This window comes from Lentzea albida (assembly GCF_900111005.1).
GTDB lineage: Bacteria > Actinomycetota > Actinomycetes > Mycobacteriales > Pseudonocardiaceae > Lentzea > Lentzea albida.
In genome coordinates this window covers 92,968-114,051 of sequence record NZ_FOFV01000024.1, presented here as the reverse complement: position 1 = coordinate 114,051, position 21,084 = coordinate 92,968, and the positions used below count along the sequence as shown (strand labels likewise).

29 protein-coding genes and 1 pseudogene are annotated in these 21,084 nt (G+C 69.5%); 13 read left to right on the top strand and 17 right to left on the bottom strand.

Features of this window, described 5'->3' with window-relative positions; translation table 11 throughout:
• Nucleotides 1–146: 146 nt before the first annotated feature.
• Nucleotides 147–1,163, top strand: a complete 1,017-nt coding sequence (locus tag BMY74_RS39475; RefSeq protein ID WP_089925995.1) for a PucR family transcriptional regulator — start codon at nt 147–149, stop codon at nt 1,161–1,163.
• A gap of 3 nt (nt 1,164–1,166) precedes the next feature.
• On the opposite strand, the gene BMY74_RS39470 is transcribed toward BMY74_RS39475, so the two are convergent.
• Nucleotides 1,167–1,763, bottom strand: coding sequence for a helix-turn-helix transcriptional regulator (locus BMY74_RS39470; RefSeq protein ID WP_143091895.1), 597 nt, complete (start codon nt 1,761–1,763; stop codon nt 1,167–1,169).
• Nucleotides 1,764–2,093: 330 nt separating this feature from the next.
• Here BMY74_RS39470 and BMY74_RS39465 point away from each other — a divergent pair, with 330 nt between their 5' ends.
• Entirely contained in the window at nt 2,094–3,197 is a 1,104-nt protein-coding gene (locus BMY74_RS39465; RefSeq protein WP_177230152.1) for a helix-turn-helix domain-containing protein, read from the top strand.
• 42 nt (nt 3,198–3,239) lie between these two features.
• Nucleotides 3,240–4,244: a LysR family transcriptional regulator gene (locus BMY74_RS39460; protein ID WP_089925986.1), complete on the top strand. Its 1,005-nt coding sequence runs from the start codon at nt 3,240–3,242 to the stop codon at nt 4,242–4,244.
• Here the strand turns inward: BMY74_RS39460 and BMY74_RS39455 are convergent.
• A complete protein-coding gene (locus BMY74_RS39455; protein ID WP_143091894.1) occupies nt 4,226–4,624 on the bottom strand; it encodes a hypothetical protein in 399 nt (132 codons plus the stop codon). The two genes, BMY74_RS39460 and BMY74_RS39455, sit on opposite strands and share 19 nt — an antisense overlap.
• A gap of 138 nt (nt 4,625–4,762) precedes the next feature.
• Between BMY74_RS39455 and BMY74_RS39450 the strand changes: the two genes are divergently transcribed.
• Entirely contained in the window at nt 4,763–5,248 is a 486-nt protein-coding gene (locus tag BMY74_RS39450) for a hypothetical protein (RefSeq protein WP_089925981.1), read from the top strand.
• Between the two features lie 50 nt (nt 5,249–5,298).
• Here the strand turns inward: BMY74_RS39450 and BMY74_RS39445 are convergent, their stop codons facing one another.
• On the bottom strand, nt 5,299–5,814 hold the full coding sequence (locus BMY74_RS39445) for a hypothetical protein (RefSeq protein ID WP_089925977.1): 516 nt from the start codon (nt 5,812–5,814) through the stop codon (nt 5,299–5,301).
• A 425-nt stretch (nt 5,815–6,239) separates the two neighbouring features.
• Here BMY74_RS39445 and BMY74_RS39440 point away from each other — a divergent pair, with 425 nt between their 5' ends.
• Nucleotides 6,240–6,797: a hypothetical protein gene (locus tag BMY74_RS39440; protein ID WP_143091893.1), complete on the top strand. Its 558-nt coding sequence runs from the start codon at nt 6,240–6,242 to the stop codon at nt 6,795–6,797.
• A gap of 55 nt (nt 6,798–6,852) precedes the next feature.
• On the opposite strand, the gene BMY74_RS39435 is transcribed toward BMY74_RS39440, so the two are convergent.
• Nucleotides 6,853–7,539 (bottom strand): hypothetical protein, encoded by a 687-nt coding sequence (locus BMY74_RS39435; protein ID WP_143091892.1) that lies wholly within the window; start codon nt 7,537–7,539, stop codon nt 6,853–6,855.
• 213 nt (nt 7,540–7,752) lie between these two features.
• Here BMY74_RS39435 and BMY74_RS39430 point away from each other — a divergent pair, with 213 nt between their 5' ends.
• Nucleotides 7,753–9,159 carry a PAS domain-containing protein gene (locus BMY74_RS39430; RefSeq protein WP_089925967.1) on the top strand — a complete coding sequence of 469 codons (1,407 nt, stop codon included), beginning with the start codon at nt 7,753–7,755 and terminating at the stop codon, nt 9,157–9,159.
• A 67-nt stretch (nt 9,160–9,226) separates the two neighbouring features.
• Here BMY74_RS39430 and BMY74_RS39425 read toward each other — a convergent pair whose 3' ends face one another.
• From BMY74_RS39425 to BMY74_RS46885, 4 genes are all read right to left on the bottom strand, one after another.
• Nucleotides 9,227–9,589 (bottom strand): hypothetical protein, encoded by a 363-nt coding sequence (locus tag BMY74_RS39425; RefSeq protein WP_143091891.1) that lies wholly within the window; start codon nt 9,587–9,589, stop codon nt 9,227–9,229.
• A 57-nt stretch (nt 9,590–9,646) separates the two neighbouring features.
• A complete protein-coding gene (locus tag BMY74_RS39420; RefSeq protein WP_245786636.1) occupies nt 9,647–10,333 on the bottom strand; it encodes a transposase in 687 nt (228 codons plus the stop codon).
• 181 nt (nt 10,334–10,514) lie between these two features.
• Nucleotides 10,515–10,985, bottom strand: a complete 471-nt coding sequence (locus BMY74_RS46890) for a methyltransferase domain-containing protein (RefSeq protein WP_342718408.1) — start codon at nt 10,983–10,985, stop codon at nt 10,515–10,517.
• Nucleotides 10,982–11,308, bottom strand: a complete 327-nt coding sequence (locus BMY74_RS46885; RefSeq protein WP_342718407.1) for a class I SAM-dependent methyltransferase — start codon at nt 11,306–11,308, stop codon at nt 10,982–10,984. The genes BMY74_RS46890 and BMY74_RS46885 overlap by 4 nt, the downstream gene beginning before the upstream one ends.
• An 80-nt stretch (nt 11,309–11,388) precedes the next feature.
• On the opposite strand from BMY74_RS46885, the gene BMY74_RS39410 reads away from it, so the two are divergent.
• The gene (locus BMY74_RS39410) at nt 11,389–11,742 is read left to right on the top strand and encodes an ArsR/SmtB family transcription factor (protein ID WP_089925960.1); all 354 of its coding nucleotides are present in this window, start codon (nt 11,389–11,391) and stop codon (nt 11,740–11,742) included.
• 46 nt (nt 11,743–11,788) lie between these two features.
• Here BMY74_RS39410 and BMY74_RS39405 read toward each other — a convergent pair whose 3' ends face one another.
• Complete coding sequence (locus BMY74_RS39405) at nt 11,789–11,932, bottom strand: hypothetical protein (RefSeq protein ID WP_342718406.1); 144 nt, start codon at nt 11,930–11,932, stop codon at nt 11,789–11,791.
• Between BMY74_RS39405 and BMY74_RS39400 the strand changes: the two genes are divergently transcribed.
• The gene (locus tag BMY74_RS39400) at nt 11,919–12,194 is read left to right on the top strand and encodes a hypothetical protein (protein WP_089925957.1); all 276 of its coding nucleotides are present in this window, start codon (nt 11,919–11,921) and stop codon (nt 12,192–12,194) included. The genes BMY74_RS39405 and BMY74_RS39400 overlap by 14 nt on opposite strands.
• On the opposite strand, the gene BMY74_RS39395 is transcribed toward BMY74_RS39400, so the two are convergent.
• The 3 genes from BMY74_RS39395 to BMY74_RS39385 all read right to left on the bottom strand — a co-directional run bounded on the left by BMY74_RS39395 (nt 12,166) and on the right by BMY74_RS39385 (nt 14,605).
• Nucleotides 12,166–13,149 (bottom strand): ArsO family NAD(P)H-dependent flavin-containing monooxygenase, encoded by a 984-nt coding sequence (locus tag BMY74_RS39395; RefSeq protein WP_089925954.1) that lies wholly within the window; start codon nt 13,147–13,149, stop codon nt 12,166–12,168. The two genes, BMY74_RS39400 and BMY74_RS39395, sit on opposite strands and share 29 nt — an antisense overlap.
• Nucleotides 13,136–14,209: an ACR3 family arsenite efflux transporter gene (gene arsB / locus BMY74_RS39390; protein ID WP_089925951.1), complete on the bottom strand. Its 1,074-nt coding sequence runs from the start codon at nt 14,207–14,209 to the stop codon at nt 13,136–13,138. The genes BMY74_RS39395 and arsB overlap by 14 nt, the downstream gene beginning before the upstream one ends.
• Nucleotides 14,210–14,275: 66 nt before the next feature.
• Complete coding sequence (locus tag BMY74_RS39385; RefSeq protein WP_245786635.1) at nt 14,276–14,605, bottom strand: ArsR/SmtB family transcription factor; 330 nt, start codon at nt 14,603–14,605, stop codon at nt 14,276–14,278.
• An 85-nt stretch (nt 14,606–14,690) separates the two neighbouring features.
• Here BMY74_RS39385 and BMY74_RS39380 point away from each other — a divergent pair, with 85 nt between their 5' ends.
• Complete coding sequence (locus BMY74_RS39380) at nt 14,691–15,332, top strand: arsenate reductase/protein-tyrosine-phosphatase family protein (RefSeq protein ID WP_089925945.1); 642 nt, start codon at nt 14,691–14,693, stop codon at nt 15,330–15,332.
• Between the two features lie 31 nt (nt 15,333–15,363).
• Nucleotides 15,364–15,765: an arsenate reductase ArsC gene (locus BMY74_RS39375; RefSeq protein ID WP_089925942.1), complete on the top strand. Its 402-nt coding sequence runs from the start codon at nt 15,364–15,366 to the stop codon at nt 15,763–15,765.
• A gap of 1 nt (nt 15,766) precedes the next feature.
• On the opposite strand, the gene BMY74_RS39370 is transcribed toward BMY74_RS39375, so the two are convergent.
• Nucleotides 15,767–16,006 carry a hypothetical protein gene (locus BMY74_RS39370; RefSeq protein WP_218159905.1) on the bottom strand — a complete coding sequence of 80 codons (240 nt, stop codon included), beginning with the start codon at nt 16,004–16,006 and terminating at the stop codon, nt 15,767–15,769.
• On the opposite strand from BMY74_RS39370, the gene BMY74_RS39365 reads away from it, so the two are divergent.
• Nucleotides 15,996–16,493 (top strand): glycosyltransferase, encoded by a 498-nt coding sequence (locus BMY74_RS39365; RefSeq protein ID WP_177230151.1) that lies wholly within the window; start codon nt 15,996–15,998, stop codon nt 16,491–16,493. The genes BMY74_RS39370 and BMY74_RS39365 overlap by 11 nt on opposite strands.
• A gap of 269 nt (nt 16,494–16,762) precedes the next feature.
• Nucleotides 16,763–16,999, top strand: a pseudogene (locus tag BMY74_RS47060) (maleylpyruvate isomerase N-terminal domain-containing protein); the annotation flags it as partial.
• A 195-nt stretch (nt 17,000–17,194) separates the two neighbouring features.
• Here the strand turns inward: BMY74_RS47060 and BMY74_RS45490 are convergent.
• From BMY74_RS45490 to BMY74_RS39345, 3 genes are all read right to left on the bottom strand, one after another.
• On the bottom strand, nt 17,195–17,530 hold the full coding sequence (locus BMY74_RS45490) for a DUF202 domain-containing protein (protein WP_177230150.1): 336 nt from the start codon (nt 17,528–17,530) through the stop codon (nt 17,195–17,197).
• On the bottom strand, nt 17,527–17,910 hold the full coding sequence (locus BMY74_RS39350) for a YidH family protein (RefSeq protein ID WP_089925931.1): 384 nt from the start codon (nt 17,908–17,910) through the stop codon (nt 17,527–17,529). Before BMY74_RS39350 ends, BMY74_RS45490 begins: the two co-directional genes overlap by 4 nt.
• 841 nt (nt 17,911–18,751) lie before the next feature.
• The gene (locus BMY74_RS39345; RefSeq protein ID WP_089926097.1) at nt 18,752–19,966 is read right to left on the bottom strand and encodes a saccharopine dehydrogenase family protein; all 1,215 of its coding nucleotides are present in this window, start codon (nt 19,964–19,966) and stop codon (nt 18,752–18,754) included.
• A 313-nt stretch (nt 19,967–20,279) separates the two neighbouring features.
• On the opposite strand from BMY74_RS39345, the gene BMY74_RS46750 reads away from it, so the two are divergent.
• Nucleotides 20,280–20,411, top strand: a complete 132-nt coding sequence (locus BMY74_RS46750; protein ID WP_281245045.1) for a hypothetical protein — start codon at nt 20,280–20,282, stop codon at nt 20,409–20,411.
• A gap of 215 nt (nt 20,412–20,626) precedes the next feature.
• Here the strand turns inward: BMY74_RS46750 and BMY74_RS44510 are convergent, their stop codons facing one another.
• The gene (locus BMY74_RS44510; RefSeq protein WP_143091887.1) at nt 20,627–21,031 is read right to left on the bottom strand and encodes a hypothetical protein; all 405 of its coding nucleotides are present in this window, start codon (nt 21,029–21,031) and stop codon (nt 20,627–20,629) included.
• Nucleotides 21,032–21,084: the final 53 nt, after the last annotated feature.

Sequence of the window (21,084 nt, the reverse complement as noted above, 5' to 3'; positions counted from 1 at the left end):
GGCAATCGGTGCCGGCTTTCCGCCCATCGCGGATGGAGGCACTGCGCAGGCACACCTCGGAATGCCCTAACGAACGGCAACCGCACCGAACCGGCGGGCGCTTAGCGTGGCGCTCGGAACTCGTTGGCGTTCAAGGAGGTTGGCACATGCAGCACAGCAGCACCATCCCGGCGAGGCTGCTGGCGTTCGCGCTGGGCGACGACAGTGGCCGGCCTGAGGTCTCGGGACGGCGGTGGGAGCGCAAGCTGCACACGTTCAGCCGGACGATCGCGAACCGCGTCGGCACCGGGTGTTCCTCACTCCAGGAAGCACTCCTCGCCGTGAGGAGGTTGGAGTTGCTCGTGCAGAGGGAAGTGTGGCCGGCGTCCCCGGCTGGTGATCTCGCCAGTGCGGCGGCACGGTCCGAGCAGGTGGCCGAACGGTGCGCGCAGCTGCGGTCCTCGGTGTTGCTGCTCCTGCTGCGGCAAAGCGGAGAGCACGGCACCGCAGAACGAGAGCTCTGGGCGCAGGCACTGCTCGCCGACCCCGGCACCGCTCACGCCGTCGCAGAAGTGCTCGGTACACCGCTCCCCCGCCGGTGGGTGGTCTCCGCCACCGCTGACGCGCAGCTCGCTCGACACCTGGCCGAGCCGGGGCACCTGATCACCTGGCACGAAGACGTGTGGTGCGTCCTCTCCGCCTGTACCGGCCCCGACGAGGAGCAGTCTGCTCGTCGGGCAGCCGGGAACGCACACCCGGTCGTCGTCGGGCTGGCAGGGCCGGTCCGGTCGGAGGACCTGCCAGACGTGGTGCGGCAGGTCGCGGGGTTCGCCTCGCTCGGTAGCGCGGGCGGGCTGGCGGGAGTGGTGACCGGGCTCGACGTCGTGGTGGAGGCGTCGGTGGCCACCGACGCCGAGGTGTCCGCACGGGTCGCCGTCGTCATGGCGCGACTCCGTGCTGCAGGGGCTCACCTGGTGGAAGCGTTGGAGGCCCTGTACGACCACGACCTGAGCCGTACCAGAGCCGCGCAGGCGTTGGGCGTGCACCGCAGCACGCTCGAGTACCGGCTGCAACGAGTCCGCCGGCTCACCGGGGTCTGCCCGACGTCCACTCGCGGTGTGCTGCTGTTCTCGACCGCGTTGACGGTGGTGCGTGCACGAGGCCGGCGGCGGCTCGCCGGCTGATCCTCAGGCGGTCACGGGTGGCCAGTCCGCCGTCTTCAGCCACCCGTGGTGGTAGGCGAAGGACGTCAGGTGGGCGCGGTCGCTCGTGCCGGTCGACCGGAGCAGGCGGGTGACGTGGTACTCGACCGCCTGCCTGCTCACGCCGAGCGCTCCGGCGATCTGCTGGTTCGTCCTCCCGGAGGCGATCATCTCGACGATCCTCCTCCGCACCGCCGACACCTCGCGCACCGCCGGCCGGACCGGACGGCCTCGCACCGATCGCACGTGCCAGGTCGTCCGCCGTGCTTCGGCCCACACGCGCACAAGGGTGATCTCCGCGGGTAGCACGCTGCCGCACGACGGCCGCGAGATCTCCACCGAGAACCGCCCTACCTCTCCGGAACGGGCCAGGCGGCGCGCACACGCCCTGTCGCGCGCGGCGTCACGGGTGGACAGGAACTCGTACCAGGACCGCCCGAGCAGCGCTCTGCCCGGCCTGCCGACCAGGTCGCTGAACGACGCGCTGACCGCCACCAGCACTCCGGTGGTCGTGGTGATCGCCTGCACCGAATCGGAGGCGTCACGCAGTGCGTGGTCGAGAAGAACGCTTGGTCCGGGCATGTTCACTCCTGGTGTCGAACGACCCCGCGACGCGGTGACTCGGCGTGGTCACAGTCGACGTTTCCGGTGACGGCGAGTGCGAGCAAGGGAGAGCAACGGTGCATCCGCACACCACCCGACCAGCGGAGGCGGCATCGGAGGGCAACACTCCCGTTCGGTGATCCACGTGTGCATGACCGGGTGGCATGCCTGCTTATCCGCATTTCAGCCCGCACCTCCGCTGCCCCTAGCTTGGGGGTGCACGAACTGCGGGAGCGGGACGGGGGCGACACCATGCGGACACCGGTCACAGCGGGCGGAACAGCAGGGCAAGGAAAGTTGGTCGCCCTGATGAGAGAAGTTCCTGAAATCCACACCGGACATACGCCGCACCCGCACGACGTGGTGCTGCAGCACGTCGCCCGTTGCGTGTCCGCCAGGTTGCAGCAGGTCACCGGTCCCCCACGGACAGAGGAGACCGCACCTCTCGTCGACCACTTCGTGGGTTCGGCACTGGCGGGAAACGCTGCCGGAGACACCAACGCGGTTCTGCGGGCGGCTTTGTACGCTGTCCTGCACCACCTGTGGGACCGTGCCGCACCGGACGACCAGCCGCGTCTGCGCGAGGTCGGAGCGTGGTGTGCCGCGCTCGAGTCGGTCGTCACCCGCAACACGCGGCACGCCCTGGCTCGTGCGACCTCGTCCCAGGTTTCGTGGCGCACGGCCAGGTCACGGCTCACGACCGCGTTGGTGGAAGGCGGACAGATCTGTCCCGCCACCGCGAGGCAGGCCGGGATAGCGGTCGCCGGCACGTACGTGGTCGTCTACCTGCTCGCCCCTCCCGACCTCGTCCTCCCAGGCCTGATCTGCGAGCAGGAGGACGTGCTGAGCTCGTCGGACGGCCGCAACCTGGTGGTGCTGCTCCCCGGCTCGCCACCGCGCGCCACCGTCGACGCGCTCATCGGCGATCTCACCGCCGGCCTCGGTGTCCCGGTGAGCGCGGGCCTGTCCCTCCCCCGTTCCCCGAGCGGGATTCCCGCCGCGGTGGCCGAGGCGCGCACCACCGCCCAGTTGGCCGCCGCTGCGGAGCAGCACGGTGGCTGCGCCCTCGACGACGTGCTCGTGGAGCGGGCGCTGTCCCGCGACGAGACGGCCAGGCGGCACCTGTCCGGCCTGCTGACCGCGCTGTCCGGCGGCCCGGACCTCCTGGCCACCCTGGAGGCGCTCTACCGGCACGACCTGGACAGAAGGGCGGCCGCGGCGGCCATGCACGTGCACCGCGCGACGCTGGACTACCGCCTCAAGAAGATCGAGGAGATGTGCGGGGTGCACCCGCTCACGACCCGAGGGGTGCGTCTGCTCTCCTCGGCGCTGTTCACCTCGCGATTGGACGCCGCCCCGCACCACAGTGCATCCGCACACCACGACACCACGCCACGCAGCCTCCGGTCGTGATCACATGCTGAAGGTCCGGCGTGCGCAGGGGAAGGGCGGGCCATGACCGCGTTGCAGGTCGCCCACGAGGCAGGTTCGGGTGCGGTGCCGGCGTGGGACGACCTCAGAGCGTTCCTCGCCGTGGCCAGGACCGGCAACTTCACCAGGGCAGCAGAGGAGTTGCACACCTCCCAACCCACGGTGACGCGGCAGGTCCAACGGCTCGAACGGCAGCTGGGAACCGCGTTGTTCGGCCGCACCCGCAGGGAGGTCTGGCTCACCGCGGAGGGCCGGACGCTGCTGAAGTGGGTCGCGCGGATGGAGGACAACGCGCTGCGCGGCATCGCCGCCTGCACGCGACCGTTGCCTGCCGAGGTGCACATAGCCAGCTACTCCTACTCGGTGGGCCACCTCATGGAGGAACTGGAGGCCGAGGACTCACAGGTGGAGTGGCACGTGGCCACACTCCCGCCAGAACCCGCGCTGCACCAGCTCGCACGGGACGAGGTGCACGCGGCACTCTGCTACACGACGACCTCCTCCCAGCGCGCCGAGATCGCCTCCTCTTCGCAGGGTCTCGCCGTGCAGGACCTCGTACAGGAGCCCGTGTGGCTCGCGCTTCCGCTGGGGCACCGGCTCGCGACACGCGCTTCGATCACCCCGGCCGACCTCGTGCGGGAGAAGTGGATCTCCGCTGGACGCGGCCCGCTGCACGAGATGCTCGCGGAGATGTGCTCCGCCGCGGGATTCGTCCCCGACGTCCGCCACGTCGCCGAGGACCCGTCGACCGTCGGCGCGCTGCTCTCCCACGGCAAGGCCCTCTCCCTCAGTTCGCCCACCATCGACACCAGGGGCGAGTTCCTGTTGAAGCCGCTGGAGAACGGCCCCACCCGGCGGATCTTCCTCGCGTGGAAACCGGAACGGCTGCGACCCGAGGCGACGTCGGTCGTGCTCGCCGCGGCCCGCCGGTGGTACCGGCGGCGGGCCGCGACCAACCCCGACTACCTCGCCCTGCTGAACTCCCAGCTGGGCGAGGCGCTGGAAGCGGATCACCGGGAACGGAGGTAGACGTTGTAGTACCGGTAGTACTGGCTGCCGGTGACGGTGGTCGTGCCGCAGAAACCCTTGTCCCACTGGCCTCCCACGACCACCTTCTCGCGGACGACCGCGTCGCAGGTCTCCTGGTTCCAATAGGAGCCGGCCGGGTAGTGGTGGCCGTCGCGGACCTGGCCGGATGGGTTCTGCGAGTTGAACGACGTGCACCAGTCACCACTGACCGGCGGCGGGGTGCTGCACGCGGGTGGTTGCGGGTCGAGCGTCGGCCATTCGCTCGCCGACGCGACGGCGGGGGCGCAGACCGCACCGACCGCCAAGATCGCCGCGACTGCTCTCGACAACACCACGAGCCACCTCCTGGGGTTCAGTTCCACGAACACGATGTGACCCAACGAAACCACCTCCGTGCGGCTTCGGGAATCCGCGAGTCGCGCAAGTGGCACGACGCGATCCGCCAAGCGTGCAGAGACGGTCGGCCGTCCACTTGGCACAGTCGAACCGATCTCGTCCCCCTTCCCAGAGGAGTCCACGTGAGAAGGTCGATCCGAGTCGGCGCGGTCCTGCTGACGACCGCCCTGAGCGCACTCGGTCTCGCGGGTACCGCGAACGCCGGGCAGTACAACGACATCGCCACCCAGACCGTGTACAGCGCCGCGTGTCCGGAGGCGTACCAGACGCTCGTCGCCTGGAACTCGTCCTCCGCCCGGCCCGGGCAGGTGGAGGCGTCCACGACGGCGAACAACGCGTTCACCGCCAACGACTGCGCCGCGGGCACCGTGCTGGCGCAGCAGTTCCTCGTGGGTTACAAGGACGGAAGGCTCGTCGACTACGGCGTGCGCACGGCAACGGTGAGGGACACGGTGTACACCTGGTCGATCGACCAGAACGCCACCTTCGACTACTCGGCTGTCGCGTACTTCCAGCTGAACAGCTGGACGTGCACGTCCGGCGCGTGCTCACGGGTCCACTACGCCCAGGTGTTCACCGACGGCCGCACCGGCACCGGAATCGCCTGACAGCGCACGGGAAGGGCGGGGTCACGTCGTGGCCCCGCCCTTCCCGTCGTTCAGCACACCTCGGCGTAGAACGTGATGGGCCCGTTGATCTGCTTGTAGGCCGGAGCCGGGCTCACCTCGGCCGATGAGAAGGAGAACCCGCGCCACGCCGTGGTCGTCGGACGCTTCGGCTGGCCGAGGGAACGCCCGGTCGCGATCGGGTCGGTGAACGCGTCGACCGGGCACGCCGGACGTGGGAAGCGGGCGGTGACGTAGTAAGTACCCGGGTTGTCCGCCGACCAGGTGAGCTGCGGTGCGCCGGTCGGTCCGGGGTACGAGTTGCCCGACAAGGACGCGAGCACGGTGTTGCGCCCGTCGACGACCTGGAACTCCAGCGCCGGGGGCGTTCCGCAGGCGGCGGGGTTCGTCAGCGCGGGCAACCGGTACTCGATGGTGATCACACCGCCCGCGGGGTAGCGCGGCGCCGCGCCGCCGGGGCACGTCGAGGCGACCGCACCGGGAGTCGCGGCGAGCACGAGACACGCCGTGGCCGCCGCCACGACGGGGAGCAGTTGGGTGGAACGCATGGGTGTCATCTCCTGGACTCGGACTGCAAGGACCTCCAGCCTCGGAGGAACGACGTGCGGCATCCATGCGCGATGCGCGGAATTCCCCTGTCCGTCATCGGCGGTCGAGCACGAAGGCGCGGCAACGCCCCCTGCGTCGAGTCCGGCGTGGACTTGACCGCCCCTGGTCCGGCCGACCGGCACGGCGTGCACAGCGCACGGACCCTTCTGATCACGCGAATCCAGTCAGCACGACCGAGCCGGCAGCCGGTCGGGCACACAGTGGCTCGGCCGCGACTCGGACCATCCGCGCGGTGCGGAACCTGATGGCGAGATTCCCGTCCTGGCCGGTGCCGGACTCACCAGCAGGACCCCGAGGATTCGAACTACCGGCACGAGCACGTGTCGAGCCGGTCCGCGAGAACAGACCCAATTCGGGAGTCCTCATGAAATTCTCCTTGCGCCTCGTCCCCGTCGTGCTGGTGGCGCTCGCCTCCGCAGTGCTCGGTGCCGCGCCGTCGTCGGCGGCACCACAGGCACCACAGGCACCTCAGGCTGCGGTGAGCGCGAATTCCGACTTGTGCGCGCCGTTCGGCTGCTACGTGTCCAACAAGAAGTTCGTCGGGTTCTACACGGTTCCGGGCGCGTCGCCGCTGTGTTCCGCCTCCGCCGTGGGAGCAGGCACGATCACGTGCGGCTACAACCGCACCTACACCGTGACCGCCGGCGTCAACGCCAGCGTCAACGTGACCCTGATCAAGGACTCGCTGCAGACGACCTTCGGTGTGGACGCCAGTCTCTCGAAGAGCATCGCGATCACCAACGGCTGCACGGCGACGGTCGGTGCCCGCGGCGGCCGGGTGTGGGGCGTGCCCGAGTACTCGAAGTACGAGTACCTCGTGCGCAACAGGGCGATCGGTGGCGGTGGCGCGAACGACGTCGTGGTGGGCAACGGCTGGATCGGCGTGCCGACCGGCATGAAGTGCTACTTCGTGCAGAACTGACCCACGCCCCAGGCGGGGTGCGGTGCTGGACGGCGCCGCACCCCGTTCATCCACGTCACGAAGTCACCACCAGCATCGACACAGCTCTCCTCCGGTGGCGGTCCCGGCTCTTCTCCAGCGTCGTCACGACGTCCCTCCGCACGAGGCCTTCGACGAGCGAGGTGAGCACCGGCCCCTCCACCACGGGGAAGATCCGCACTTCGCCGTGCGTGACGTGCACGAGTCTGAGCAGGAACTCCACCAGCTCGTCACCCTCGGGGGCATCAGGTCGCTCGTGCACGAAGTGGTTGACCAGGGTCAGCGCGAAGTGGCCCGCCGGCACGTCCAGCCCGTCGTGGGGAAGCCGGTAGTTGCGTCCTCCGGGGCGGTAGTCCACGACGAACCAGTGCGCGTTGTCCGTCCACGTGGAGACGAACTTCTCGGGATCGCGCGCGATCAGCGGTCGGAAGAGTTCGGGCTGCCGCAACGCCGTCGCCGCTTCCTGCCGCGCGGTACGGCGCACCGCGTCCAGCAGTGCCGCGCCCGGCAGACCGTAGAGGGGGTCGAGGGCCACGACCTGGCCGCCACGAGACCGCAGCTGCGCGCCGAACGTGCCGGCGGCTCCTCCGACGTCCAGGATCGGGCCCGCCTGCAGGTCGGCCTCGGCCAGCGCGAACATCGAGCGGTAGTCGTGCAGGTCGTGCGACCGCACGGCGACCGCGTGCGGAACACCGGTGCGGTCGAGTGCTCTTCGTGAGGTCACGTGCACTCCCGATGGCGCGGTCGCTGACGCTGCGGCGGTCGCAGTCGCGGCACCCATTGCACCTCGAACCGGTGTCGAACCGCTCACCCACGAGTGTGCATCCGCACTCTTGATCACCATGATCAGCCGTTGCCGTCATGTGCGAACCACGTCAGGAATGGACGATGGGAACGCAGAGCGACCGAGTGGTGGGCCGGAGGGGTCGGAAGACTGATGGGTGACGCTGGGCAGCACACCCGGTTCGACGCGTTCATGCGGCTCGCACCGGTCGGCGCGTGGATCAAGGACAAGGCCCACCGCTACGTGTGGGCCAACGAACTACACCTGCAGCACCTCGGCGGGCTGACGCTGCGGGACGTGGTCGGGCGCACGGCGGAGGAGCTCGGCGCGCCCTGGCACACCGGGGACTCCGACGCCGAGGACGACACGGCCCTGCGCCTCGGCACCCCGCTCGAGGTGCGCGGGGACTACGTCGTCGACGGCACGCGCAGGATCCAGAAAGGACAGGTCTTCCGGCTGTTCCCGAGCGGTGGCGCGGACGAGGAGGGCCTGCTGGCCGGGGTGTTCACCGACGTGACCGAGCTCGAACAGGCGCGGTCGGCGGCCGCGGTCGCGCACGACCGGTTCGAGGCGTTCATGCGGCACGTTCCCGCGGCCGCCTACATCAAGGACTCCGAAGGCAGGCACGTCTGGGCCAACCCCACGTACCTCGCCTTCTACCGCACGACCCTCGGCGAACTGGTCGGCATGTCCACCCGCGATCTCGACCCGCCGGAGCTCGCGACCGGCAACATCGCGGAGGACGAGGCCACGCTGCGCGGCCGCACCGCCCGCCGGATCCGCAACGACGGCTCGCACGGCGAGGCCTGCGCCACCGGCTACCGGTTCCCGCTGCCGTTGCCCGACGGGCAGACCGGGGTCGCCGGCATCTGGATCGACACGACCGAGCTGCACCAGGTCCGCACCGAACTGGGTCGCTGGCGCGACCGCTACCGCACCCTCTTCGACCGCAACCCGACACCGATGGCGATCACGGACCTCGACGGGGTCGTGCTCGACGCGAACCCCGCTTTCTGCGAGCTGCTCGGTCTGCGCGCATCCCAGCTGCGGGACCGCCACGTGCGCGAGTTCTCCGAAGCGGACCAGGACGATGCGGAGCACAGCGCCCTCGCGGACGTCATGGCGCGCCGCACCACCACGGCCAGGTTCCGCAAGACCTACGTGCGGGCAACGGACCAGGCGCGCACGCAGGTCGACATCACCGCCATCAGGGTCAGCGACCCGGCCGACCGCGCCGACACCATCGTCGGTATCGCGCAACCGCTGGCACCGCCACAAACACCGCGCACGACGCTGCGGCTGTCCCCGACCGAGGCCGCTGTTCTCGCCCTGCGCGCGGAGGGCCGCGCCCTCACCGACATCGCCGCCCAGCTGGACATGACGCGTCGCGGCGTCGACTACCACCTGCGGCAGCTGGCCAGGAAGCTGCGCTGTCCCGCGAACAACGCCGGGGCGATCACCGCCCGCGCCTACCACCTGGGCGTGCTGACCCCCGACGCGTGGCCGCCCGTCGTCGTGGCGAGGCACGTGCGTTCCGAGGACGGGGCCGGCCCTCGATGAACGCCAGGGCACGACGTCCGCTCGTCGCGAGCCGTCGTGCCCTGTGCATCGCGGGGTTCTCGGTACGTCAGACCTGCTTGCAGGTCGCGCGGTAGTGCACGTCGACCTTCCAGATTCCGCTCTGGTCGATCGGCACGGTCCGCAGGAGGGTCGTGTCGCCGCACGACACCTGGTGACCCCGGTCGTGGACGTACCGGGCGAGCTTGGCGCGGGCGTCGGTGGAGGCGTAGTTGAACGCCGCCGAGTAATCCGCGCTGTACCCCTGCCCGCTGTAGTAGTAGGGGCTGCCCGCGGCGTTCACGGTGGCGTTCGGCCTGGGTTCGGTGCCCAGCGCCATCGCGGGTCCGCTGTGGACGGCAACCGCCGCGAGAGCGGCACCGCTGACCACGGCGATGCGAGCAATGAGAGAACCGGAGTTCGCAAGATTCATTTCTCGCCCTCGACGTGTGCGAGGAACCTGTACCGCCCGGAAACTCATCGCTGCAGCTCAAGCCGCATATCGGTGCTCGTTGATCACCCCGCCGAGGATCCGCGTGCGGACGGGTCGACAGCCAGAGGCGTCAAGATCGTGCACCGTTCCGGTGTGTTCGTGAACGTCTGGCGGTACCTGGTGGGGCCGGTGCTCGTTGTAGTGCTTTTGGTAGGCAGCAGGGACATGACGCGCGTGACCTTCTCCCATGATGACGACGTGGTCGAGAATCTCGCGGCGGGTGCTGCCGATGATCCGTTCGCAATGCGCGTTCATCCGCAGAGCTCGTGGTGCAGTCGCAATCACACGCAGTTCCTCTGCCTCAACTACGGCATCGAACGCGTCTCCATACTTGCCGTCGCAGTCACGCAGCAAGAAGCGGAGAGACTCCATGCGCGATCCAAGCTCGTCGGCCAAGTTCCTTGCCTGCTGCACCGTCCACTCCCGCGTCGGATGCGTGGTGACGCCGGTGATGCGCAGGCGCCTGGTGCCGTGTTCGAGAAACGCCAGCGCGTACAGGCGTGCTCCGAGCACGGTGTCGATGTGGAAGAAACCCGCCGCGATGATCCCCTCGGCCTGCGCGGTCAGAAACTCCCGCCACGTCGGGCCGCATCGCCGCGGCGCCGGATCGATGACCGCGCGGTCCAGGATCTCCCAGACCGTCGAGGCACCCAGGCGATGACCAAGCCGAACCCAGCTCACCATGGATCCGCCGATGGCCCCACCGCGGATTCTCTCTGGCGAGTCGGAGCACGAGCGCCTTGATCGCTGCTGCGGTTGAGGGACGCCCGGTTCGGCCGCGCGTGGTGTACTCCCACTTGCGGGCGATGAACCTGCGATACAACAGCGAAGCGATCACCCAGGCATGCTCTCAGCTGGGAATACCTCACCGCTCACAGCACCGATGACTTTCCGGGCGGCACAAGCCTCGGCGCAATGCGGCTTCACCGCGCGAACGATCGCCCCGTGCATGCCGTCGGCCGCCTCGAAGGTCGGCGTGATCTCGATGTCGGAAAACCCCCGCGGCCTCCAGTCCGTCGCGGTACTCGGCGAAGGTGAGCGCACCGGCGACACAGCTGACGTAGGAGCCGCGTTCGGCGCGCTCCGCCGGGGTGAAATGGTCGTCGGCGACTACGTCGGAGATACCGAGGCGACCACCGGGACGCAGGACGCGGAAGGTCTCGGCGAAGACGGCGGGTTTGTCGACGGAGAGGTTGATGACGCAGTTGGAGATGACGACGTCGATGGTGTTGCCGGGCAACGGGATCGACTCGATGTTGCCCTTGAGGAACTCGACGTTGGTGGCGCCGGACTTGGCCGCGTTGGCGATCGCCGGCGAGAGCATCTCGTCGGTCATGTCGAGGCCGTAAGCCTTGCCGGAGGGCCGACGCGGCGGGCGGAGAGCAGGACGTCGATGCCACCGCCGGAGCCGAGGTCGAGCACCCGCTCTCCTTCGCGGAGTTCGGCGACCGCGGTGGGGTTGCCGCAGCCGAGTGACGCGGCGACCGCTTCGGCGGGGAGCTCCTCGCGCTGAGCCGCCTGGTAGAGCGTGGCGCCGAAGGTCTCGTCGACCGCGACGGCCTGACCGCTGCAACAGCCGCCACCGCCTTCGGTGATGGCGATCGCGGCCGCGGCGTAGCGGGCTCGGACGGTCTCGCGCAGTTCAGTCTGCTCGCTCATGAGCGGCACTCCTCCAGGTTGTATAGACGTTTGTCTATGTTGTGTTTGCACCGGGGGCGAAGTCGCGTCAATATTGAAGTATGTCGAACCAAGGTCAGGGCTGCTGCGCGCCGCTGTCAGAGGAACCGCTCGCGAAGGAGCAGGCCGAGGAGATGGCGACGGTGTTCAAGGCGCTCGGTGACCCCGTACGACTGCGCTTGTTCTCGATGATCGCGTCGGGGCCTTCGGGCGAGGTGTGCGTCTGCGATCTGACGCCAGCGTTCGACCTCTCTCAGCCGACGATCTCACATCACCTCAAGCTGTTGAGGCAGGCCGGTCTGGTCGACTCCGAACGACGCGGGACGTGGGTCTACTACCGGTCGCGGCCGGAGACCACTGATCGGATGGCCGCGCTCTTGGCGAGCGTGAGCGCAGACCGCGCCTCGGCGTCGTGAGCAACAACGAACGGGACAGTCCGACTCGGACGGTCCCGTTCGTCGTTCAGGCGCGAGCTTCGACGCCCAACTCCGCGAGCAGCCCGCGGATCTTGCGTTCGATCTCGTCGCGCACGAGGCGGACGTCGGCGACGTCCTCGCCCGCAGGGTCGTCGAGGGTCCAGTCGAGGTAGCGCTTGCCGGGGAACACGGAGCAGGCGTCGCCGCAACCCGTCGTCACGATCACGTCGGCGGCGAAAGGCGCCGAGGCCTACATCCGCGAAGAGGACGGCGGTCTCGCGGATCACCCCGTGATCAGCATTTTCGGCAGTTTCCTCGCGGCTGCCGCGGTCTCCGTGGTCCAGGTGGCTCTCACGATCAACGACCTGCTCAACAACGAGACGCTGTCAGCCTCGATCAACGAAGCCCAGGAACTGCTCGACGTCACGATCGAGCGTCCAAAGCCGAGCTGATCTTCGCCACGGTGGCCTTCGCTGTAGGCCCTACGCCGATCAGGGTCGCGGACGCGGCTCCGGTCCAGCCGCCGTAGCCGAGCAGGTGCAGACGCGGCTCCCCGATCGCGGTCGTTCCGTCCACCGCGATACGGCCGTGTTCGTCGCGCAGCTGCAACGGCGCGAGGTGACCGAGAGCGGGCCGGAACCCGGTGGACCAGATCACGGCGTCGGCCTCGGCAAGCACACCAGGATCCATCGGTGTGGCCACGAGCAGACCGCTGTCCCGAGCTTCCCGTACCGGCGGCACCGCCACGATGTCGCCAAACTCGCCGACCCCGCCCACGCGACGGCCGGCGATGTCGAACAGCGCCTTTCCGTCGATCTCGTCGGGCATGTACCGCGGCGGTCGCCGGGTCATCCACGTCAGGGACGCGTGCGGCAGGAGGTCGGCGGCGATCTGCGCGCCTGAGTTGCCGCCACCGACCACGACGACCTTCTTCCCGGCGAACTCCTGCGGGTCGCGGTAGTCGACGGTGTGCAGCTGGCGGCCCGGCAGGTCCATCAGCGGCCGGAAGGGCCGCCACCAGGTGCCGGTCGCGCTGATCACGTGCCGCGCGGACCAGTCCCCGGAATCGGTGCGCACCACCAGCTCGTCGCCGTCATGACTCACCGAGTTCACCACGACCGGCCGTTGCACCGTCACGTCGTAGCGCTTTTCGTAGGCGGCCAGGTAGTCGACCACATGCTGCGCGGTCGGGTAGCCGTCCGAGAAGGCCGGCATCGGCCATCCGGGCAACGAGCTGTGGCGGGCGATCGAGAACAGCCGCAGGGAGTTCCACCCGTGCGGCCACGCCCCGCCGGGCATCGGCTGGGCGTCGAGCACCACATAGGACAGACCGGCGCGGCGCAGGTAGAAGGTGGCGGCCAGACCTGCCTGGCCGCCACCGATCACCACGACATCAGACTTCCGCACGGGCCGCCCAACGACGCCGCAACCACAAACTCACGTAGACGAGCCCGACGAGCACCGGCACCTCGATCAGCGGCCCGACCACACCGGCCAGGGCCTGCCCCGAGGTCACGCCGAACACGCCGATCGCGACGGCGATGGCGAGCTCGAAGTTGTTGCCGGCCGCCGTGAAGGCCAGGGTCGTGGTCCGCTCGTACGACAGCCCGGACGCCTTGCCCAGCGCGTACGAACCAGCCCACATGATCGCGAAGTAGACCAGCAGCGGCAGCGCGATCCGTACGACGTCCAGTGGGCGGCTCGTGATGGTCTCGCCCTGCAGTGCGAACAGGATGACGATCGTGAACAGCAGCCCGTACAACGCGATCGGGCCGACGCGGGGCAGGTACTTCGACTCGTACCACTCCCGGCCCTTCGAGCGCTCCCCCAGCTTGCGGCTGAGATACCCGGCCAGCAGCGGGATGCCGAGGAAGATCAGCACGGACTTCGCGATCTCCCAGGCGGAGAAGTTCACCGAGGCGGTGTCGAGGCCGAGCCAGCCGGGCAGCAGGTCGAGGTAGAACCAGCCGAGCACCCCGAACATGATCACCTGGAACACCGAGTTCAGCGCCACGAGCACCGCGGCGGCCTCGCGGTCACCGCACGCCAGGTCGTTCCAGATGATGACCATCGCGATGCAGCGGGCCAGGCCGACGATGATCAGGCCCGTCCGGTACTCGGGCAGGTCGGCGAGAAAGATCCAGGCGAGCGCGAACATCAGCGCCGGGCCGAGGAGCCAGTTCAGGACCAGCGACAACACCATCGTGCGACGGTCGCGGGTGACGGTGTCGAGCTTGTCGTAGCGGACCTTGGCGAGCACCGGGTACATCATCAGCAGCAGGCCGAGGGCGATCGGGAGGGACACCTCGCCGATCTTCACCGCCTCGAGCACGCCCTGCAGGCCCGGTACGAACCGGCCGAGGCCGAGCCCGGCGACCATGGCGAGGCCGATCCACACCGGCAGCAGCCTGTCCAGGAAGGACAGTCGGTGCAGCACGTCTGGTGCCGCGGTCTGGTTGGTGGTCAACGGGTTCTCCTGGGTGTGGGCAGGCGTGATCGCCCGACGAGGGTCGGGTAGGGCTGTTCGGTCAGATCAGTCGCAGCAGGCGCTGGCGTCGCGCAACGGCCCTCCCGGCGCGAGCACGGCCGCGAGGGTGTCGATGGCGGCGTTGTCGATGCGGTACCAGCTCCACGTGCCGCGACGTTCGCGGCTGAGGACTCCGGCCTGCACGAGGATCTTGAGGTGGTGGCTCAGGGACGACTGCGGCATGTCGAACTGGTCGGCGAGGTCGCAGAAGCAGGCTTCCTGGCCCTCGGTCCGGCGGACCAGCCCGACCAGCTCGACGCGGATCGGGTCGCCGAGCGCCTTGAACAGGCGGGCGGCCGTCGTCGAGTCGAGCAGCGTCTGGTCCTGGCTCGTCATGAGCAAGACCATAGCCGCTTGGATTGACAAAAGTCGATACACCGAGTGTGATCTGCATCGACAAACTTCGGTCCAAGGAGATTTGATGTCCCGCACCAGCGGACTCCCCCAGCACGAGCTCAGCGCCCAGCTGCTCCGGATCACCGACGAACTCTCGGACAAGTTCCACGGCGTGTTCGGGCGCGAGACCATCTCCAAGGTCGTGGACGAGACCTACGACCTGCTCGCCGACAACGCCACCGTCACCACCTACCTGCCTGTCCTGACCGCGAGGTTCGCCCGCCAGCGGCTGACCGACCAGGGCCGCGCCGACGGCCTGACGACCATCACCGTGCCGCAGGTGCTGTTCATCTGCGTGCACAACGCCGGCCGCTCGCAGATCGCCGCGGCACTGCTGGAGCACCACGCGTTCGGCAAGGTCTCCGTGCGCTCGGCAGGCAGCAGGCCCACGAGCACCATCCCCCAGACCGTGACCGACGCGCTCGCCGAGCTCGGCATCGAGCTCACCGAGGCGTTCCCGAAGCCGCTGACCGACGAGGTCGTGCGCGCCGCCGACGTGGTGGTCACCATGGGCTGCGGCGACTCCTGCCCGGTCTACCCCGGCAAGCGCTACCTCGACTGGGACGTCGCCGACCCGGCCGGTGCCTCGCTGAAAGCCGTCCGCGACGTACGCGACGACATCGATCGTCGCGTGCGTGGTCTGCTGTCCGAACTGCTCCAAGACTGAGAAACCCGCTGGAAAGCAAGGAGAAACCGACGTGTCCAAGACTCCCGAAGTGCTGTTCGTCTGCGTGCACAACGCCGGCCGCTCGCAGATGGCCGCGGCACTGCTGCAGCACTACGGCATGGGCCGCATCGCCGTCCGCTCGGCAGGCTCCGAACCCGCCGAGAAGGTCAACCCCGCCGCCGCGGCCGCACTGGCCGAGTGGGGCCTGGACATCACCGCCGAGATCCCGTCGAAGCTCACGACCGCGGACGTCGAGGCGTCCGACGTGGTGATCACCATGGGCTGTGGCGACACCTGCCCGGTGTTCCCCGGCAAGCGCTACCTCGACTGGCAGCTGGAGGACCCGGCCGGGCAGGGCATCGACGCGGTCCGGCCGATCCGCGACGACATCGACCGCCGCGTGCGCGGCCTGCTCGCGGAACTGCTCGACTGACTCAGTCATGACGAGCGATCTTCACCGCTGAGATCAGCAGGATGATCGCGAGCGCGGGGATCAGGACCAGGTCGGGGACGACTCCGAGGAGCAGTCCGCCGAGCAGGGCGCCGACGATCGACCCGGCGACCATGACGGTGGCGAAGCGCAGGTTCTGACGCAGGACGCTGAAGCTGTTGTCCCTGCTGTAGCGGGCGAAGGCCACGAGCATGGTGGGCCAGGACTGCCTGGTGATCGCCACGACCGGCCGGCAGCCCGTCGACGTGCTGGGACCGTTGCCGCCCAACGTCCGTGCCACGGACTACGTCCCGTATTCGAAGCTGTTGCCGCACGTCGACGTGTTCGTCTGCAACGGCGGGTTCGGCGGCGTGCAGCAGGCGCTCGGATGCGGCGTTCCGCTCGTGCCGGCAGGGGAGACCGAGGAGAAGATGGACTCCACGGCGCACGCGGCGTGGACCGGTGCGGCCGTGAAACTCGCCACCGGCAGGCCGCACGCCGAAGACATCCGCAAGACGGTCGGCACCGTGCTGGGCGACGACTCCTTCCGCTCGGCCGCACGGCGACTCCAGGCGGAGTACGCCGAACACGACGCGCTGCGCGCGATCGGGAAGCTCGTCGCCGAGCTGGGCGAACCGGCGGCGAACGCACAGCCGCACAACCGGCCCGCCCGACTCCCTACCCGGCCTGACCCGTGCGGCCGGTACCGGCGTTGCGGTTGGTCAGCGTGACGCGGACCGAGCGTCGCCAACGACATCATTTCCCGCGAGCTCGTGACGCCTGACGACGTCGGCGGCGTGCGACCGTTGCGGGACTTCACAAGCAGCGCCGACGGGGTCGTGATGCAACGGCACAACACCGGAGACCTGCTCTTCGACCCCGTGCACCTGGTGCGGTACGTCTCGACCGCGCTGCCGGGTCGGACCCGCAAGCACCTCGTCGCTCACCTCGCAGGCAACGCCGAAGGGCTGACGAACCTCGCGACGGGGACCGCACCGGTGCCGAGACGCCGATGTACCCGTCGCCGCAGGCACGGCTCGATGCGATCGAGCAGGGCGCCACGCTGCCAGGCGCACGGCTGCGCGACTGTTTCGACGTCAGCGCATCCGCACTGGACGACGCTCCGGCCCGGATGACGGACGAACAGTGGAACGCGCGAATCCGCACCGCGCAAGGCCGAAGGTTGCCCGCGAGCGAAGAGCCGTGGTTGCGTGCCCGCGAACTGGTGGTGCACGCCGTCGACCTCGCCACCGATGTCCCGTTCGCCGCTCTGCCGAGAGACTTCACCACCGCACTGACAACGGAGATCCGCGCCAGACGCGGCACCGTTCCCGAAGTGCACGGCGAGGCAGCCGAGATCGCCGCCTGGCTGGCGGGGCGCGCCTTCCACGACGTCGTCACCGCATCGGGCCAGCCCGCTCCCGCAGTGGCTCTAACCGAGAACGCGGTGGACGAGGTAGGCGACGCAGGCCAGCCCGAGCAGCACCGTCGTGGCGGCCAGTGCCAGCACCGGCACACCGGGCGAGGGCGCGGTCCCGGCACGGACCAGGCCCCGGAGCACCCGCCCGTAGCGGAGCGCCGAGGCCAGGTACGCCCACCCGGCCAGCGCGATCCCCGCCAACCCGAGCCCGACCGCGAGACCACCACCGACGGCCTCGGCCGCGAACTTCACGGACGTCGCGCACGCCACGGCGAGAGCCAGACACGTGCGCCGCCACGCCAGCAAAGTGCGCTCGGGCTGCAAACCGGAGTCGAACGGCGTGCTCACCAGAAGAAGCCGATCACCATCAGCACGACCGCGATCACCACGCCGAGCGAGAGCACCGCTCCCAACGCGGGCGAAGGCAAGGTGCGGTCCTCCCGCAACGCGCGCTCAGTCCGCATCCAGCCGAACCAGGCCCGTACCGCCGACAGCAGCCCCAAGGCCACGAACACACCCGCAGCGGCGGTGCGGAAGCCGTGCTGAATGGGCACTTGCAGGGCCTCCAGCGCGACCCCAGCCGCGAGGAACGCCAAGGACGTGCGGATCCACGCCAGGAACGTGCGCTCGTTGGCGAGGCTGAACCGCGGATCCGGCCTGCTCCCACATCGGTACACAGAGGACGGAAAGGGTGTCAGCTCGTCCCGGCGAGAATTCCGTTCGTCCATGCCCAATTCTAACCGAGTCGACGTAGTCCAAAGAGGACAGAAGCATCGAGGGCGGGAGAATCCCGCTGCACGGCAGAAACCGGGGACGGACGGCCACATCGCGTCGGCTACGGGCACCACGAACCTGGCCGGGCGGCCTGACCTGCGCATCACGCGGCCGCAGGCTCATACTCGTCGATCAACCGTCGAATCATCGGCAGTGTCCAGGACATGCCGCTCCGCCTCACCATCGGGTGGTCGGGGCTCGGCCGCGTGCAGTGCCGCGCTCCCACCGTCGACGGCAGCCATGGCGAGACACGTAACGGTCCAGCACTGATTTCAGGTGATGAGCGACCTGACGGTGCGAGCGAACCGCGTGCACGGCAGTCGACTCACGCGAAGCGCAGCAGGCCTTCACCAAGGGAGCGCAACAGGTCGGCACCGTCGAGCTGGCAACCTCTTGCCCGAGCCAACAGCCAAAAGGCATCGTGACGACGCCCTGTCCATCGCCACCCGAACAGACCACGAGCGGGCCACACCAGAAATCCGGCCAGCTCACCGACACGGCGAACCAACTCAGCGATGTCATCCCACAGTGCTGCAGGCCCCTTCCAGATCGCAGCCGACCCATGTCGGCGGTGAGTTCGCCTGCGCCGTGCGAGGTGGTCGCCGGCCTCTGTCCCAGCCCGGAGTCCTCCCCCACGGGCCACTCAAACCAGGCTCGACATGCTCGCCTGGATCACCTTCCCTCAAGGCCCGCGTGATGCCTCGACACCGAGAGCCATCCGTCCGGGGCTTCAGCACCACGACCAGGACACGCTTCCCGAGGCCGCAAGAAGCAGCCACCCCACGGCGGCGTGGGTCAGGCGGTCGTGACGTCGTAGGTGTGGCCGGCGAGCCGCAGGCGATCGATCAGAGGCCGGCCCATCGCCGTCGCAGGCGTGAGAGAGCCGGACCGCTGCGGGAGGTCGTCGAGGGCCAGGCACAGGGCGCTCTGCCCGAGCATGACGGCCGTGGCGGCGTAGCCGGGATCACCTGGTCCGGCGACCGTGGCCCGGTAGCGGCGCCCCGAGCCGGTGGTGGCGTGCAGCACCGAACGGAACCAGCCCTTCGCACGAGCCTGCTCACTGGGCCCGGTACCGGGCGCGGGCAGCACCCGGTCGAGCAGGCCGCGGACGGGCTTGACCGACATCGCGCCGACCAGCCCGGCCAGCCCACCGGTGATACCGGCCGCCATGAGCGCTCCGGTGACGCCCTTCCCCGCGCCCATGACCTCGCCGTAGCGCAGCTGCGGCCCGTAGGCCCAGTCGAGCAGGGCGTTGCTGCGCCGCACGATGCGGGTGTTGAACGGGGCCATCACGAACGGCGCCTGCCACGTCCCGTCGGCGGCGCGGGAGGGCATCCCCGCGTCACGGGGCTGGGCGGGCGCCGGCTCCGCTGCGCGGTCGGGACTGAGCGCATGCGGATCGGCGGCGACGCGGCGCAGGCCGGGATTGCTCTCGTAGGCCTCGATCTGCGCCCGCAGCGAGTCGATCGTGCCGCCGCTGAAACCGCCGCGGACCGCAGCCACCAACCGCACGTCGGTGAGCGGACCCGCGCCGTCGGCCACGGCCCGCTCGTGCAGCAACACCATGCCCAGGTCCGACGGAATCGAGTCGTAGCCGCAGGCGTGCACGATCCGGGCTCCGGACTCCAGGGCCAGCTCGTGCACGGCGTCGATCGCGGCCCGGACGAACAACACCTCGCCGGTCAGATCCGCGTAGTGCGTGCCGGCCCGCGCGCACGCCTCGACGACCGGGAGCCCGTAACGCGCATACGGGCCGACGGTGGTGGCGAGCACCCGCGTCGACGCGGCCAGCGCCGCCAGCGCGACCGGGTCCCCCGCATCGGCGACGACCAGCGGCCACTCCCGCGCCGCCACAGGCAGCGAGGCCCTGGTGGCGGCGAGCTTGTCCGCAGACCGCCCGGCCAGCGCGAACCGCACGCCCTCGGGGGCGTGCCGAGCCAGGTATGCGGCCGTCAGCGCCCCCACGAACCCGGTAGCGCCGTAGACGACGACGTCGTGCTCACGATTCATGACCGTCAGCATGCCCCCCGGCTCCGGCCACCGCACCGGTCGGGTGGCCTCGGCGCGGTATGGGAAAAACGCGGTCGTGCTCCCACAACGCCGTGCTCACCCGCAGGCCGCTCGCGTGACTGGCACGATCGGGCCGACGTGCTGTTCGCCACGAGCCTTGCTGTTGAGCCACCGTGATCGCGCTGTCGAAGTGATCAACTCCGATCCCGTCTGCCACGCCCCTTGCTGGTGCTGCTCGGCGGATGGACCGCTCAGCGCTCATCCGCTCGCTGAGGACGTGGGCCTCTTTGCCCGAGCATTCGGCGGAGCAGACGTGGTGGCAGCCGGTGTCGGCGCACAAACCGCGTGCGTGCTCGCGCGGCACCTCGACGTCGAACGGGCTGGTGGGTCGGGCTCGCCGTTCGAGCTGCCGCCACAGATCCGCGAGCACTCCCCGGCCGGCTGATTCCCGGACCCGGTGGCTCTCGGCGGTCGCCGACGTCACCGCCGGGACCGCCAGAGATCTCCGCTGAGCCTTCCAGAACGCTCCGGCCCCAGTTGCGGTCACCGATATGGAGCATCAGGGGCGTCGCAACCTTTGCGCGCTCCTGCCGCAACCGGATCACAGCACCTCACGGGCACACGTTCCGTTGTGAAGCCTGGTGACGCGCTGCAGGAGCCTCATCCAGGCGGAGTCGGCGCCTCGCGGATGCCTGAGTCGAAGGACACCTCCACAGTGGCGAAGCGGTTCGCGTCGACATGAACGTCGACCGGTTGAGCGACTGGCAGCGGTGTTCCGGCCAGGTTCGCAGCGTGCAGCGTGTAGTCGCCCGGCGCCAGGGCGATGCGGAACCGCCCGTCCTCGCCGCTGGTGACCGTGACGACGGCTTCGTCCGAGCCCGCTCGAGTCACCCTGAGCTCGGCGGCGAGCGGTTCGTCCGGGCAGGGTGGCGCATCGCGGGCCGGCGGGCAACCTCCGTCCACCACGGTCGTCCCTTCGACGCCGGAGGCCCGCGGTGCCGCTGGCACTTGCCCGCATCCGACAGCCAGCAGCACAAGTGCCGATACCACGGTCACGCGCTTCATCGGCAACACCACCACAACATCACCGGAAGGTGGCGGGACGCCGCCGGCCCGCC